At 73.0% G+C, this 15227-nt stretch carries 9 protein-coding genes and 1 pseudogene; 1 reads left to right on the forward strand and 9 read right to left on the reverse strand.

What is annotated here, in order from left to right; all coding sequences use genetic code 11:
• Positions 1-3: 3 nt before the first annotated feature.
• The 6 genes and pseudogenes from QMF80_RS30295 to QMF80_RS30320 form a co-directional block, all read right to left on the reverse strand.
• Positions 4-984 (reverse strand): ABC transporter substrate-binding protein, encoded by a 981-nt coding sequence (locus QMF80_RS30295; protein WP_283459021.1) that lies wholly within the window; start codon positions 982-984, stop codon positions 4-6.
• A 1-nt stretch (position 985) separates the two neighbouring features.
• Positions 986-2878: an ABC transporter permease subunit gene (locus QMF80_RS30300; RefSeq protein WP_502962953.1), complete on the reverse strand. Its 1893-nt coding sequence runs from the start codon at positions 2876-2878 to the stop codon at positions 986-988.
• 137 nt (positions 2879-3015) lie between these two features.
• Positions 3016-4116, reverse strand: a complete 1101-nt coding sequence (locus QMF80_RS30305; protein WP_283459023.1) for a quaternary amine ABC transporter ATP-binding protein — start codon at positions 4114-4116, stop codon at positions 3016-3018.
• Positions 4113-5756 carry a GMC family oxidoreductase gene (locus QMF80_RS30310; protein WP_283459025.1) on the reverse strand — a complete coding sequence of 548 codons (1644 nt, stop codon included), beginning with the start codon at positions 5754-5756 and terminating at the stop codon, positions 4113-4115. Before QMF80_RS30310 ends, QMF80_RS30305 begins: the two co-directional genes overlap by 4 nt.
• A gap of 14 nt (positions 5757-5770) precedes the next feature.
• On the reverse strand, positions 5771-7255 hold the full coding sequence (locus QMF80_RS30315; RefSeq protein WP_283459092.1) for an aldehyde dehydrogenase family protein: 1485 nt from the start codon (positions 7253-7255) through the stop codon (positions 5771-5773).
• A gap of 330 nt (positions 7256-7585) precedes the next feature.
• A pseudogene (locus QMF80_RS30320) lies at positions 7586-8365 on the reverse strand (VanW family protein); the annotation flags it as partial.
• Between the two features lie 394 nt (positions 8366-8759).
• Between QMF80_RS30320 and yczE the strand changes: the two are divergent.
• Complete coding sequence (gene yczE / locus QMF80_RS30325; protein WP_502962950.1) at positions 8760-9443, forward strand: membrane protein YczE; 684 nt, start codon at positions 8760-8762, stop codon at positions 9441-9443.
• Between the two features lie 9 nt (positions 9444-9452).
• Here yczE and QMF80_RS30330 read toward each other — a convergent pair whose 3' ends face one another.
• From QMF80_RS30330 to QMF80_RS30340, 3 genes are all read right to left on the reverse strand, one after another.
• Entirely contained in the window at positions 9453-10706 is a 1254-nt protein-coding gene (locus tag QMF80_RS30330) for an MFS transporter (protein ID WP_283459027.1), read from the reverse strand.
• Entirely contained in the window at positions 10703-12070 is a 1368-nt protein-coding gene (locus tag QMF80_RS30335; protein WP_283459029.1) for a GH1 family beta-glucosidase, read from the reverse strand. The genes QMF80_RS30330 and QMF80_RS30335 overlap by 4 nt, the downstream gene beginning before the upstream one ends.
• Positions 12071-12299: 229 nt before the next feature.
• On the reverse strand, positions 12300-15200 hold the full coding sequence (locus tag QMF80_RS30340) for an ATP-binding protein (RefSeq protein WP_283459030.1): 2901 nt from the start codon (positions 15198-15200) through the stop codon (positions 12300-12302).
• Positions 15201-15227: the final 27 nt, after the last annotated feature.

Below are 15227 nucleotides of genomic sequence, written 5' to 3' on the forward strand. Positions count from 1 at the left end.
GGCTCAGCTCATCCAGGGCCGCCAGACGTCCTCGTGGCGCTCCACCCACTTCTGCGCCGCCTGCGCCGGGGACAGCTTCTCCTCGGCGATCATCAGCGAGACCTCGTTCTGGTCCTCGACGGTCCAGTGGAACTTCTTGAGGAAACCGGCCGCCGTTCCGCCCCCGTCGGCGAAGCGCGCGTTGAGGTACTTGCGCAGCGGGGTGTGCGGGTACGCGCAGGCCACCTTCTCCGGGTCGGCGTCGCAGCCCTCGGTGTACTCGGGCAGTTTCACCTCCGTCATCGGGACCCGTTCGAACAGCCACTGGGGCTTGTACCAGTAGGTCAGGAAGGGCTTCTTCTCCTTCGCGAACTGCTTGATCTGGGTGATCTGCGCGGCCTCGGAGCCCGCGAAGACCACCTCCAGGTCCAGCCCCAGGTTCTTCACCAGCGCCTTGTCGTTGGTGACGTACGAGGGGGAGCCGTCCATCAGCTGGCCCTTGCCGCGGCTCTCGGGCGTGCGCAGCTGAGCGGTGTACTTGCCGAGGTTCTTCCAGTCGGTGACGTCCGGATGTTCCTGGGCGAAGTACGTCGGCACGAACCAGCCGATGTGGCCCGTGACGCCCAGCTCGCCGCCGTCGACGATGGTCTTCTTGTTCTCGACGTACCGCTTCTGCTGCTCGGGGTGGCCCCAGTCCTCCAGGATCGCGTCGACGCGGCCCTGGCTGAGGGCGTCCCACGCGGGCACCTCGTCCACCTGGACGGTGTCCACGCGGTAGCCCAGCTCGTGTTCGAGCAGGTACCCGGCGACGGCGGTGTTGGCCTGCGCGCCGACCCAGGACTGCACGGACAGCGTGACGGTCTTCGCGCCCCGGGCGGCGGCGTAGGGAGAGGTCTGGCGGGTCATGTCGGCGGCCCCGCAGCCGGTGAGCACGGCCAGCGAGGTCGCGGCGGCCAGTGCGGCGGCGATCCGGCGGCGGGGGCGTCCCGCGGTGACGTACGGCATCTCAGGCCTCCTTCGCGGGCTGGGTGACGCGGTCGAGCATCAGGCCCAGGCAGACGATCGCGGCGCCCGCCACCAGGCCGGTGGCCAGGTCGCCCTGGGCGAGGCCGAGCACGACGGAGTAGCCGAGGGCGCCACCGCCGACCAGCCCGCCGATGATGACGACGGCGAGCACCAGGACCACGGCCTGGTTGACGGCCAGCAGCAACGCGGGCCGGGCGAGCGGTAGTTGGACCTGGCGCAGCTGCTGGGCCCCGGTCGCACCGAGGGAACGGGCCGCCTCCAAAGCGGCGGGGTCGACCTCGCGCAGCCCCTGGGTGGTGATGCGGATGACGGCGGGCAGCGCGTACACGACGGCGGCGGCCGCGGCCGGGGCGCGGCCGACCCCGAACAGGGCGACGACCGGGATCAGGTACACGAACTGCGGCATGGTCTGGCAGACGTCCAGCACGGGCCGCAGCAGCCGCTCGGCACGGGCGCTGCGGGCGGCCCCGACGGAGATCGCGAAGCCGAGTACGAGGGTCACCGCGACGGCGGCGAGCACCTGCGAGAGCGTGTCCAGCGCGGGCTCCCACACGCCCAGCACACCGATGGCGGCCAGGGCGAGGACGGCGGTGAGGGCCGTGCGCCAGGTGCCGACCACGACGCCGATGGCGCCGACCAGCAGCAGGAGCAGCCACCACGGGGTGGACTGGAGCCCGGTGCGCAGCGGGTCGAGGAGCCAGCCCGTGAAGCGGGCGGCCCAGTCGGCGGTGCCGCCGACGACGGGCACCCCGGAGTACAGGTGGTCGGTCATCCAGGCGACGGCGCGGTTGACGGGAGCCGCGAGGGACACCGTCCACGAGCCGGGCCACTGCGCGGTGCCCAGCATCCGGCCCGCGACCGCCACGGCGACGGCCGCGAGGAGGCAGAGCAGCCGCCCGTACCAGCCCGCGAACACCCGCCGCAGGAAGCCCTGTTCCGCGGCCGGGGTGGCACTGGCGCCGAGCCGGGCACCGGCGGCGTCGGCCGTCCGGTCCAGGATCACGGCCAGCAGCACGATCGGGATGCCCGCGGCGAGGGCCGCGCCGACGTCCACGGACGCCAGGGCCTGGTAGACCCGGTCGCCGAGGCCGCCCGCGCCGATCACGGACGCGATGACGGCCATCGAGAGGCCCGTCATGATGGCCTGGTTGACGCCCAGCAGGATCGGTCCACGGGCCAGCGGGAGCCGGGCGGTCAGCAGCTGCTGGCGTCCGGTCGCGCCGAGCGAGGCCGAGGCCTCCAGCACCCCGGCGTCGGCGTCGCGCAGGCCCAGCGCGGTGAGGCGGGCCATGGGCGGGGCGGCGTAGACGACGGTGGCGAGGACGGCGGCGGGCACCCCGATGCCGAAGACGAGCACCATCGGCAGCAGGTACGCGAAGGCGGGCAGGATCTGCATGGTGTCGAGCACCGGCCGCAGGACGCGCTCCGTGCGCGGCGAGAGCCCGGCGGCGAGGCCGAGCAGGCCGCCGACCACGACGGAGGCGGCGACGGCCACGACCATCAGGGCCAGCGTCTGCATGGTGGGCACCCACATGCCGAGCAGCCCGCACACGGCGAACGCGGCCATGGAGGTCAGCGCGAGCCGGACCCCCGCGAGGCGCCAGGCGACCAGCCCGGCCAGCGCGGTGACCCCGGTCCACCCGGCGGCGAGCAGGACCACGTACACGGCGCGTACGGACACCACGACGGCATTGCTGACGTGCCCGAAGAAGTAGAGGAACAGCGGGTGGCTGTCCCGGTGGTCGATGATCCAGTCCCCGGCCCGGCCGAGCGGGGCCGACACGTCGACGGCCAGGGCGCCGGGCCAGTTCCCAGAACCGGGGAACAGGACACCCAGCGCGACCAGTACGGCCGCACCGACGGCGAGGGGCAGGACCCTGCGACCGGAACGGACGGACGGGAGCGAACGGGGCTGTCTGGAAAAGGAATCGTCAGCGGAATCGCCCGGGGACCGCACCGCGTCGGCGGGACGGCGCGGGGACTCCTGGAGCGCGGTTCCGGGCGTGGCGCTCACGCGGCCACCTCCCCGGCCCGGGGGAAGGGGATGCCCGCGACCACGGCGAGCAGGGCCGCGTCGTCGACCACGCCCAGGCAGCGGCCCCGGTCTACGACCCGGGCCGGACCGCCGCTGCGGGCGACCGCCTCGATGGCCGCCACGACCGTGGTCGAGGGGGTGAGGGCCACACCCTGCTCGGCCTCGTCGCCCGCCGCGGGGCGCATGGCGCTGCGCACGGTGAGCACCTGCTCGCGCGGCACGTCCCGCACGAAGTCCCGTACGTAGTCGTCGGCGGGGGAGCCGACGATCTCCTCGGGGGTGCCCAGCTGCACGATCCGGCCGTCACGCATCAGGGCGATCCGGTCACCGAGGCGCAGTGCCTCGGACAGGTCGTGCGTGATGAAGACCATGGTGCGGCCCTCCTCGTGGTGCAGGCGGGCCACCTCCTCCTGCATCTCCCGCCGGATCAGCGGGTCGAGCGCGCTGAACGGCTCGTCGAACAGGAGGACTTCGGGGTCGGCGGCGAGGGCGCGGGCCAGGCCCACGCGCTGCTGCTGGCCGCCGGAGAGCTCGCCCGGGCGACGCTCCTCCAGGCCTTCGAGGCCGACCTTGACGGTCATCTCGGCGGCCTTGGCTCGCCGTTCGGCGCGGCCCATCCCCTGGATCTCCAGCCCGTAGGCGACGTTGTCCAGGACCGTACGGTGCGGCAGGAGGCCGAAGTGCTGGAAGACCATGGCGGCGCGGTGCCGGCGCAGCTCCCGCAGCCGCGCCCGGTCCATGGCCAGGACGTCCTCGCCGTCGATGGCCAGGGAACCGGCCGTGGGCTCGATCAGCCGGGTCAGACAGCGTACGAGCGTGGACTTGCCGGACCCGGACAGGCCCATGACCACGAAGGACTCGCCCCTGCGGACCTCGAAGCCGACGTCCCGGACGGCGGCGGTGCAGCCGGTCCGCTCGCGCAGTTCCGCGGCGGTCAGGTCGGCGTGCGCGGAGCCGGGGACCTTGGCGGCCTCGGCCCGGGGGCCGAACACCTTCCACAGGCCGTCCACGGCGAAGACCGGCGGCCGGGTGTCCGGGGCCGGCCCGGCGGGAACCTTGTCATCAGCGGTGTTCATCGTGCAGCGCCTCCCAGCAGCTCGGCGGCCTTCTCGCCGACCATGAGCACTCCGATCATCGGATTGACCGCGGGCATCGTCGGGAAGACCGACGCGTCCGCGATCCGGATGCCGTCGAGGCCGCGTACCTTCAGGTCCGGCCCCACGACCGCCCCGGCGTCGTCGGCGGCCCCCATCCGGCAGGTGCCCGCCGGGTGGTAGACGGTGTGCGCGACGGAACGGGCGTACGCGCTCAGCTCCTCGTCCCCGGTGACCTCCGGACCGGGGCACACCTCCCGCTTCAGCCAGCCCGCCAGCGGCTGCGCCGCGGCGATCTCACGGGCGATCCGGATGCCGTCGACCAGGGTGCGCGCGTCGTGGTCCTCCTCGTCCGTGAAGTACCGGAAGTCGAGGGCGGGCTTCACTTCGGGATCCGCGCTGGTGAGGTACAGACGGCCGCGGCTGCGCGGCTTGGGGATGTTCGGGGTCAACGACACACCGTGCGCGGGGCGTTCGTAGCCGATGCGCTCCGGATTGTCGGTGAAGGGGATCTGGTAGAAGTGGAACATCAGGTCGGGGCCCGGGGATTGGGGGTCGCGCCGCACGAACAGCCCGGCGTCGCTGTCCATCGCCGAGTTCTCGGGTATCGGACCTTCCGTCTCCCACACGATCACCGACTCGGGGTGGTCGAGGAGGTTCTCGCCGACGCCCGGCAGATCGTGGACGGGCGGGATGCCGAGCGCCGTCAGCTGCTCGCGCGGGCCGATCCCGGAGTGCAGCAGGAGGCGCGGGGTGTCCACCGCGCCCGCGCACACGACCACCTCGCGGCGCGCCCGTACCAGCGACTCGGCGCCGTCCCCGGACCGTACGCGCACTCCGCGCGCCCGGGTCCCCTCCAGCTCCAGCCGGTACGCCCAGGTCTCCAGCAGGATGGTGAGGTTGGGCCGCCGGTCCATCACCGGGTGGAGGTACGCCACCGACGCCGAGGAGCGCTTGTTGGTCTCGGGGTGGTAGGCGAGGTCGAAGAACCCGGCGCCCTCGTGGAACGGCTGGGCGTTGAAGCCCTCGATCCGGGGCACGCCCAGCGCGTGTTCGGCCGCGCTCACGAAGTCGCGGGCGATGGCGTTGCGGTCGTCCTCCCCGACGGGGACGATGTTGTTGAGCAGCCTGTCGAAGTACGGGTCCATGGCGGCGGCGTGCCAGCCCTCGGCGCCCGCCTCCGACCACTCGTCCCAGTCGGACGGCAGCGGCTTGAACGCGATCAGCGTGTTGTGCGAGGAGCAACCGCCGAGGACGCGGGCGCGGCTGTGCCGGATGTGTGAATTGCCGCGCGGCTGCTCGGTGGTGGGGTAGTCGTAGTCCAGCTCGCCGCCGAGGAGTCCCATCCACCGTCGCAGGGTGAGCACGTCGGGGCGGTCGACGTCGCTCGGGCCGCCTTCGATGACGGCGACCGTGACGTCCGGGTCCTGGGTCAGCCGGGAGGCGATCACCGAACCGGCGGTGCCGCCGCCGACGATGACGTAGTCGTACTCCCGAACGGCGGGCCCGGCGCCGTGGCCGGTGTGCTCCGTGGCCGTGGCTCCGTCCGCGTCCGGGGCCGTCCTCGTGCCCGCGCTCGTGTCGGCGTTCACGTCCGTGTGCGTGTGCGTGTGCGTCGTCATGACGAGTTCTCCTCTCAGCCCGCGAACCAGCGGACGGGACGGGGCGCGAGGTTCTGGTACACGTGCTTGGTCTCGCGGTACTCGGCGAGGCCCGACGGTCCGAGTTCGCGTCCGACGCCGGACTTCCCGAAGCCGCCCCACTCGGCCTGCGGCAGGTAGGGGTGGAAGTCGTTGATCCAGACCGTGCCGTGGCGCAGCCGCCCGGCCACCCGGCGGGCCCGGCCGTGGTCGGCCGTCCACACCGCGCCCGCCAGCCCGTACTCCGTGTCGTTGCCGAGCGCCACGGCCTCGTCCTCGGTGAGGAACGTCTCCACGGTCAGGACCGGCCCGAAGACCTCCTCGCGGACGACGCGCATCCGGCGGTCGCAGCGGTCCAGCACGGTCGGCCGGTAGAAGTACCCCGGCCCCTCCGGGCGTTCGCCCCCGGCGCGCAGGACGGCGCCGTCAGCGAGGGCGGAGGCGACGTACGCCTCGGTGCGCTCGCGCTGCGCGGCGGAGACCAGCGGGCCGCACTCGACGCCCGGGTCGGTGCCGCGGCCGAGGCGGATCTTCTCGGCGCGGCGGGCGAGTTCGGTGACGAACCGGTCGCGCACCGACTCCTCGACGATCAGCCGGGACCCGGCGGAGCAGACCTGACCGCTGTGGATGAAGGCGGCGTTGAGGGCCTGGTCGACGGCGGTGTCGAAACCGGCGGGGGTGGCGCAGGCGTCGGCGAAGACGATGTTGGGGTTCTTGCCGCCGAGTTCGAGCGCCACCTTCTTGACCGTGTCGGCGGCCGCGTGCGCGACCTTCGTACCGCTGGTGAGGCCACCGGTGAAAGACACGAGGTCGACGTCGGGATGGGCGGCGAGGCGGGCGCCCACGGGATCTCCCGCGCCGGTCACGATGTTGGCGACCCCGGTGGGCAGCCCCGCTTCCAGCAGCAGCTCGATGAGGACGACCGTGGTCAGCGGGGTCAGCTCGCTCGGCTTGATCACGAAGGTGTTCCCCGCGGCCAGGGCCGGGGCCACCTTCCAGCTCGCTTGCAGCAGGGGGTAGTTCCACGGGGTGATCAGGGCGCACACCCCGACCGGCTCGTGGACGACCACGCTGTGGATGTCCGGGGACCCAGCGTCCACGACCCGGCCGCCGCCCTCGCCCACGACCAGGTCGGCGAAGTAGCGGAACGCCGCGCTGACGCAGTCCACGTCGACCCGGCCCTCTTCGAGGGTCTTGCCCGCGTCCCGGCTCTCCAGCAGCGCGATCCGTTCGCGGTCGCGCTGGAGCAGATCGGCCGTACGGCGCAGCAGCGCGGCGCGCTCGGCCACCGGGGTCGAGGGCCACTCGCCGCCGTCGAAGGCCGCCCGGGCCGCGCCGACCGCGGCGTCAGCGTCCGCCGCCGTGCCCTCGGCGACCACTGCGAGGACGGTGGCGTCGACGGGATCGAGGATCTCCCGCGTAGCTCCGGTGGACGAGGGCCGCCATCGTCCGGCGGTGTGGATGCTCTGCTGCTCCGACACGTTGCGCTGTACCTCCGGCTTCCGCACCGCGGCCTGCCCGCGGTCGTGAAGCCCCGCCTGCCCCATGCCCCCGAGGTCATGTCACATGCGCCACTTGAAGTGACTGGTGTCACCTGAAGTCAGCTCTCCGGTGTGACATCCGCCACGGTGAAAAGCGTCAAATACCTCGCAAAAGGGCCGAAGGGGTTACGTGGCCGGAGCCATGACAAAGGATCCGCTTCGGCCGCGCGCTGCCCCGCGGGGCAACCTCGCCCCCGAGCGGAACGCCCACGCCGCCCGGGCCGCACCCGCTGCCCCCGTTGTCCAGGCCGGCCCGCGGGCCGCGTCGGATCAGCGCGCCGCCGGGGCCGAGGAGTTCGAGGGAGCCGGTGCGGCGGGGGTCGCGCCCGGGTTCGGGGTCGTACTCGGGTTCGGGGTCGCGGTAGGGCTGCCGGTGGGGCCGCCGGTCGGGGAGGGCTCCGGGACGCAGGTGACCTCGTCGCGCGGGGTGTAGTGCGTGCGGAACGTCTCCCGCTTGACCTCGTGGCCGCCCTGGACGAAGACGCGGTCGACGGACACGTCGAAGCCCTCCAGCGGGGTCTGCGCCTCGCAGGTGGGTCCGGTGGCCGTGCGCTTGCCCGGCGGGACGATCTTGGTGCGCGGGCCCTGCGTGGCGCGTATCTCGTCGTACTTCTTCGTGCCGAGCAGGGTGATGGTGACCGAGGTGCCGGTGGACTGCGCCCGGATCTCGACCGGGTGGCCCGAGTCGTTCTTCCATCGCAGGTCGAGGAGGCCCCAGGCGACGGTGGCCTCGCGGCCCTCGGGGTAGCGCTCGATGTAGAAGGAGTGGGACCCGTACTCCACCGGCCGCAGGCCCGCGAAGAACATGGCGTTGAACATGGTCGTCGCGACCGTCGACACGCCACCGCCCGCGGCCTTCACGTACCGGCCGTCGTTGATCATGATCCCGTCGACGAAACCGTTCTCCTCGGTCCGCTCGCCGACGGTGCGGTTGAAGCTCCAGGTCTCACCGGGGGCGACGACCGTGCCGTTGATCAGCTCCACGGCGCGCCCGATGTTGTGGGTGCGGTAGGGCGCGGCCGGGAAGGCCACCGTGAACGTCGACAGCTCCGGGCCCTGCCGCCGCGTCTGCGTCTGCGCCTGTCCGTGGCCCGGCCCGGCGCCCGGGTCCGCGGTGGCCGCGGAGGCGGGCGAGGCGAGACTGCCGATGCCGAGCACGGCGGTCGCGCCCGCCAGGGCCAGCGCGATCCGCTGGGTGTGCGTGGACGTCGGGCCGTGTGCGCGTCGCATGTCTCTCCCGGGGGGTGTGGAAGGCCGGTGTGGAGTGTCCGGCCGCCCACCATCGTGAGCCTATTTCGCGCAAATGGGGCAATAAGTGTGGATTCTCACGTAGGGGCCGAGGCCACTGGGCAGGCCACTTGGTCACTATTGGCCCTGTCTGGCTCCTGTGCCGGTGCCGCACGGTGGTGTATGTCGGTCTTTGGCCCCAGGAAAGGCTCCACCGGTGTCCTCCGCCACCTCCCGCCCCGTGCCCCCTCCCGTCTCCTCTCCCCCCTCTCCAGCTCCCTCTGCCCCGCCCGCGCCGCCCCGCCCGCCGCGCCGTCTTGCCGCCCCCCGGCTGCTCCAGCTCTACGTCGGCCTCGCCCTCTACGGAGCCAGCTCGGCCCTGCTCGTCCGCGCGGGCCTCGGGCTGGACCCCTGGGACGTTTTCCACCAGGGCATCGCCCAGCGGACCGGCTGGAGCATCGGCCTCGTGTCCGTGGCCGTCGGCGCCCTGGTCCTGCTGCTGTGGGTGCCTCTGCGGCAGCGCCCCGGCCTCGGCACCGTGTCCAACGTGTTCGCCGTCGGCCTGACCATGGACGCCACGCTCGCCGCGGTGCCGGACCTGCACGGCGTCCTGGCGCAGGCGGGCCTGCTCACGGCCGGTGTCGTCCTCAACGGCGCCGCCACCGGCCTCTACATCGCCGCCCGGTTCGGCCCGGGGCCCCGCGACGGCCTGATGACCGGACTGCACCGCCGCACCGGCCGGTCGCTGCGGCTGGTGCGCACCGGGATCGAGGTGACGGTCCTGGCGGCCGGCTACCTGCTGGGCGGCACCGTCGGCGTCGGTACCGTCGCCTACGCGCTGGCCATCGGGCCGCTCTCGCAGATCTTCCTGCGCGTGTTCACCCCGAGAAGGACGGCCTGAGGGCTGTCCCTAGCGGACCGAGCGGATCCGGCCGACCAGTACCGACCCCAGCACGGCCAGCGCGCCCGCGAGCGCGTACAGGGCCGTGTACCCCCCGAGGTGGGTGACGACGGGCGCCGCGATCACCGGGGCCAGTACCTGCGGCAGCGCGTTCGCGATGTTGATGACGCCCAGGTCCCGGCCCCGGTCCGTCGCCGTCGGCAGCACGTCCGTGAGCAGGGCGAAGTCCACCGATGTGTACACGCCGAAGCCCAGTCCCAGGATCAGCGAGGCGACGATCGCTCCGGTCCAGGTCGGCCAGCCCGCGAGCAGCAGGGTGGCCCCCGCGATGACCAGCCCCGACCAGATCACGTACGGCTTCCGTCGGCCGCTGCGGTCCGAACGGATGCCGCTGATCACCACCGTGCAGAGCAGGGTGAGCGCGTTGAGCGCGGTCAGGACGAGCACCCCGGTGTCCGGGTCGCCCCGGTAGCGCACCGCGTCGGTCAGGTAGTACAGCAGGTACATCGTGCTGATGGAGTAGGACAGGTTCATCAGGAACCGGGTCAGCCACGCCCACCCGACGTCGGGATGGCGCCGAGGGTCGATCCAGAAGCCGGTCAGGAAGCTCCGCCACCGGAAGGCGGGCCGGTCGGCGGGCGCGAGGGGGGTGTCCCGCCGCATCAGCACGTACGGCACGGCCGCCAGCACCGAGAAGGCGGCGCAGGCCAGATATCCGGCGGCGATCCCGCCCGCGACCGTGGCCAGCGCCGTCCCGATGAGGATCCCGACGACCTGGGAGACGCCGAGCCAGCCGCCGACCAGACCGCGGCGCCGGCGCGGCACCTGGTCGGGGACGGCCGCCGTCAGCGCGGCGAAGGCCGCGTTGAGGGCCAGCTGGACCAGGCACCAGCCCGCGATCACGACCGCGACGCTCCGCGCCGTGGACAGGACCACCAGCCCCGCCGCCCCACCCGCGACCCCGCCCGTCACCCAGGGGATACGGCGGCCCACGCGCGCGGTCGTACGGTCCGACAGCGCCCCGAACACGGGATTGGCGACCATCGACACGGCCGCGCCCAGCCCCGTCACCAGGGCGAGCGTGGCCGCCTTGTGGCCGGGGGCGAGCTGCGCCGCCTGCCGGGCCAGGAGCAGTTGCAGCGGGCCGAACCAGCCGACCCAGACGCCCAGGTTGGCCAGGGACAGCGCGCCCACCCACCGAGTGCCCACCCACCGGGCGCCCACCCACGGCGCGCCCGCCCGCCGCGCGTCGGGCGCGGTCATCTGCCGCTCTTGATCAGGTCGCGGTACCAGGCGTACGAGTCCTTGGGCGTCCGCTCCATGGTCGTGTAGTCGACGTGGACGAGCCCGAACCGCTGCCGGTAGCCCTCCGCCCACTCGAAGTTGTCGAGGATCGACCAGATGAAGTAGCCCCGGACATCGGCGCCTTCGACGATCGCCGCGTGCAACGCCCTTACGTGGCCATCGTGGTAGGCGATCCGTCGGGTGTCGGCGGTCCGGCCGGTGGCGGGGTCCGGCTCGTCCCCGTACGAGCAGCCGTTCTCGGTGATGTACACGGGCGGCAGCCGGTCGCCGTACCGCTCGCGCATGACGGCGAGCAGCTCGCGCAGACCGTCCGGCGCCACCGGCCAGCCGAAGTCGGTGCGTTCGTACCCCTCCATCGGCTCGATGGCGAAGGGCAGGCCGGACGGGATGCCGATCCCGCCGAAATCGGTGGCGGCGGCGGCCCGCGGGGCGCCCACGAGCATGGGGTTGTAGTAGTTGATCCCGTACCAGTCCAGCGGCGCCGAGATCACCTCCAGGTCCTCCGCCACCGGCCCGGGCAGCAGCTCGGCGAGGCCGTCCGGGTAGGCGCCGGTCAGGACGGGGTCGGCGAAGAGCCGGTTGGTGAGCGTGTCGTACAGGTCGGCGGCGGCGCGGTCCTCGTCGCTGTCACCGGCGGCCCGGACGGGACTGTGGGAGGCGGCGATGCCGATCTCGCGGGCCCCCGCCGCGCGCAGGGCCTGTACGCCGAGCCCGTGGGCCAGCAGCAGGTGGTGGGCCGCGGGCAGCGCGTCGAAGACGAGGCGCTTGCCGGGGGCGTGTTCGCCGAGGCCGTAGCCGAGGAGGGTGACCTCGGCGGGCTCGTTGATGGTGATCCAGCGCGGCACGCGGTCGGCGAGGCGTTGGGCGACCACCGAGGTGTACGCCGCGAACCGCTCGGCGGTGTCGCGGTCGAGCCAGCCGCCCCGCTCCTCCAGGGCGAGCGGGGTGTCCCAGTGGAAGAGGGTGGGCACCGGGGCGATCCCGGCGCCGCACAACTCGTCGACGAGCCGGTCGTAGAAGTCCAGCCCCGCGCGGTTGACCCGGCCGTGTCCGTCCGGCAGGACGCGAGACCAGGAGACCGAGAACCGGTAGGCCCCGACCCCGAGTTCGGCCATCAGTGCCACGTCCTCGCGGTAGCGGCGGTAGTGGTCGGTGGCGATGTCCGCGTGCGAGCCGTCCTTGATCCGGCCGGGTTCCCTGGTGAAGGCGTCCCAGGAGGAGGGCCCCCGGCCGTCGGCTGTGGGCGAGCCCTCGATCTGGAAGGCGGAGGCGGACACGCCCCAGAGGAATCCGGCGGGGAACGCGGGGAGGGGCGCTGACATGCGGACTCGCTTCGGTCGTGTCGGTTCGGGAGCCCAACAGGGCCTTGCATAAATGCTGTTGGTCGATTCGCTTCCGGCACTGTCGGGCCCGTGGGGCCGCCGTGTCAATGGAAAGTGAACAATCCTCAACTTCATCGAGCCCTGCCCCTGCCCGGACAACGCGACACGCCCGCGCGAACCTCGCGCGGGCGTGTGGCCCATCAGGGCCCTGTCGGGGCCCGGTCGGTGGTCAGCCGTTGAGGGCGCGCCGCAAGCCGAGCCGGTCCGTGCCCAGTTTGGTGAAGACCGAGGACAGCAGCTCGGAGACGGCCTGCGCGTCGGTGCTCATCCGGGCGCCGATCGCCGGGTTGTCCAGGCCGAGTGCGGCGTGCCCGGCCGCCGTGTGCTCCGCGAGGGTGAGACTGTCCTGTTCCGCCGTGTGCAGGCGGCGCGGGCGCAGCCCGGTGGACACGAGCTGGGCGCGGGCCCGGCTCGCGAGGGCGTCGGCCCCGCAGGCCGAGGCGGTCTCCATCCCCCGGTACAGCTGCTGGGTCGCGTGGTGCGGATCGCCGATGGTGTGCAGGGCGGTGCCGTGGTCGATCAGCGCGTGGGCGAGTTCACCGGCCGCCGGTGACTGGCCGAGGTGGTCCACCGCCTCCTGGAGCAGCATGGCCGCCCGGGACGGGTCCGTGGCCGCCGCCGAGACCCGCAGCGCGTGGCCGATCCCGCTGGACGTGCCGAACGCACGGGCCCGGGACAGGGCTTCGGCGGCCGTGGCGCGGGCCTGCTCGGGCGAGTGGGTGACCTGCGCGAGGGCCAGGTCGAGCTGCCAGGGGCTCCACGAGGGGTTGCGGGTGCCCCGCAGGTCGAGCCGTTTGCCCGCCGCGCTCAGATGCCGTTCGGCGTCCTCGATCCGGCCCTGGGCCAGCAGGAGCTTGCCCCACACGGCCTGCGGATCGGGATAGACCACCGCCTGCGGGAAACTGTCCGCGAGCTTGTAGGCGTCCGCGACCTTCTGGGCCTCACGGGTGTTCCCCCGGGCGAGCAGGGTCTCGATGAGGGTGCCGACCGCGTACCACTGGGCCGGGATGTCGTGCCCGACGCGGTCGGCGATCTGCAGGCCGTTGCGCACGAAGTCCTCGGCCTCGGCGAGCCGCCCGCGCCGGAAGCGGACGTATCCGAGCAGTGTGTAGACGAACGACAGGTGTGCGCCGCGCCAGCCCTTCGCCTCGAACTCCACGATGCCCGTGTTGAAGAGCTCCTCGGCGCGGCCCGGCTGGTCGCAGTACATCAGCGTGACGGCGACGACGGCCGGAACCTCGAACCCGAAGTCCCGGTCGGTCCAGCTCAGTCCGCCGTCCAGCGCCTGCTCGGCGTAGGACAGGGCCGTTCCGGCCGGTTCCCCGCGCATCGCGGCGTCCCAGGCCCGGAGCCCCAGGATGTGCCGCTCGGGCAGCCCGCGCCCGGTGACGCGCTTGGCGAACTGGGCGAGGAGCCGGGACCGCGCGGGCGAGTTCTCCTCGTCGACCCGGACCGAGTTCCACTTGAACTGCTCGGCCTGCATGCGCAGCCGGGTCCGCGAGCTCGTGGCGCTCCGCGCCTCGTCCGCGAGCAGCCCGGCGGCCTCGGCGAGCCGTCCGGTGTGCGCCAGCGCCTGGGCGAGCCGGTAGGTGATCGCCTCCCGCAGCTCCTGGTCCGTCTTCGGCTCCTCCAGGGCGGCTCTGAGCTGGTTGATGGTCGTCGTGGGATCGTGCAGGAGGTTGGCGGAGCCGAGTTCGAAGAGGACCTCGGCGCGGTCCTCCACGTCCGGTGGTTCGCGCAGCGCCCGGGCCAGATAGCGGCGCGCGGCGTCGGGGGCGCCCGCCGAGAAGCTGTCGCGGGCCGCCTGGCGCAGTTGCTGCACCACCCACGGGTCGCCCTCGGGGTGCATCTCCAGCAGGTGTCGGGCGGCGGCCGCGGCGCCGTGTCCGTCGTCTACCAGCGCCGTCGCCGCCATGCCGTGCATGGCGACCCGCACACCGGGCGGGATCGAGCGGTAGACGGCGGTGGCGATGAGCGGATGGAAGAACTCCACGACCTCGTCGCGCCGCACACTGGTGAGGACGGTCAGGATGCGCGCGGTCCGCAGCTGCGCGATGGCCTCCGTGGCCTGCGCCTCACCGAGTGCCGCGACGCTCCCGACGATCCCGGTCGGTACCGCGGTGCCCAGCACCGCGGCGGCCCAGGCGAGCCGGACGGTGGACGGGCCGAGCTGTTCGAGCCGGTCGATGAGGCCGCTGCCCTTGACCGCGGAGGCCAGATCGCGCAGCTGGGAGATGCTGTCCTGGTGCGGGGTGAGACCGCGGTCGCGGCCCTTCATGACCAGCTCGACGACCTCGAAGGGGTTCCCTCCGGTGATCGCCCAGCACTCCCGGCAGAACACGTCGTCAGCGCTCTCGCCGAGCGCGTCGCGCACGATGCGCGCCACCGCGCTCGTGGTGAGCGGAACCAGCTCGTGCGGCCGCGTTCCCTGGCGGCCCATCAGTGCGCGCAGCGCCGCCGCGTCGGCGGGGATCTCGTCCGGTCGGCAGGCCACCATGATCAGCATGCCCAGCTCTTCGGCCCGTGCGGCGAAGGCGGTCAGCCACGCGACGGACTCGGCGTCCGCCCAGTGGGCGTCGTCGATGACGAGGACGACCGGGGCGTTGCGCACGGTTAAATGCGTGACCACCCAGTCCAGTCCGTCACGCACGCCCTGCGGGTCGGGGGCCGACGGGCCCTTGCGGGCGGCCGTCAGCCCGAGCGCCGGAGCGACGATGCTGTACCAACTGCCGAGGACGTCACGGCGCTCGTCCTCGGTCATCGCGGCGAAGGTCGGCTGGATGAGCTGCCGCATCACGTGGAACGGCACCTGTCGTTCCTGCTCGCCGCCGCGCGCGAACAGTACGGTGCAGGCACGCTCGGCGGCGTACCGGCGGGCCTCGCCGAGCAGGGCGGTCTTCCCGATGCCGGGCGACCCGGCGAAGGTGAGTATGCCGCCGCGACGAGTGGTCGGACCGCTGTTCGCGGTGCCGCTGAGATGGTCCACCGCTTGGCGGATCGCGCGGACCTCGGAATCCCGTTCGAGGAGGGGCTGTGCGGCCCATCCTTGGGGTTCCATGACACGTGACATACCTGTCCCCCTCCTGCGCGCGTGCGG

The organism is Streptomyces sp. G-G2, from assembly GCF_030063135.1.
In the GTDB taxonomy this organism is placed as follows: Bacteria; Actinomycetota; Actinomycetes; order Streptomycetales; family Streptomycetaceae; genus Streptomyces.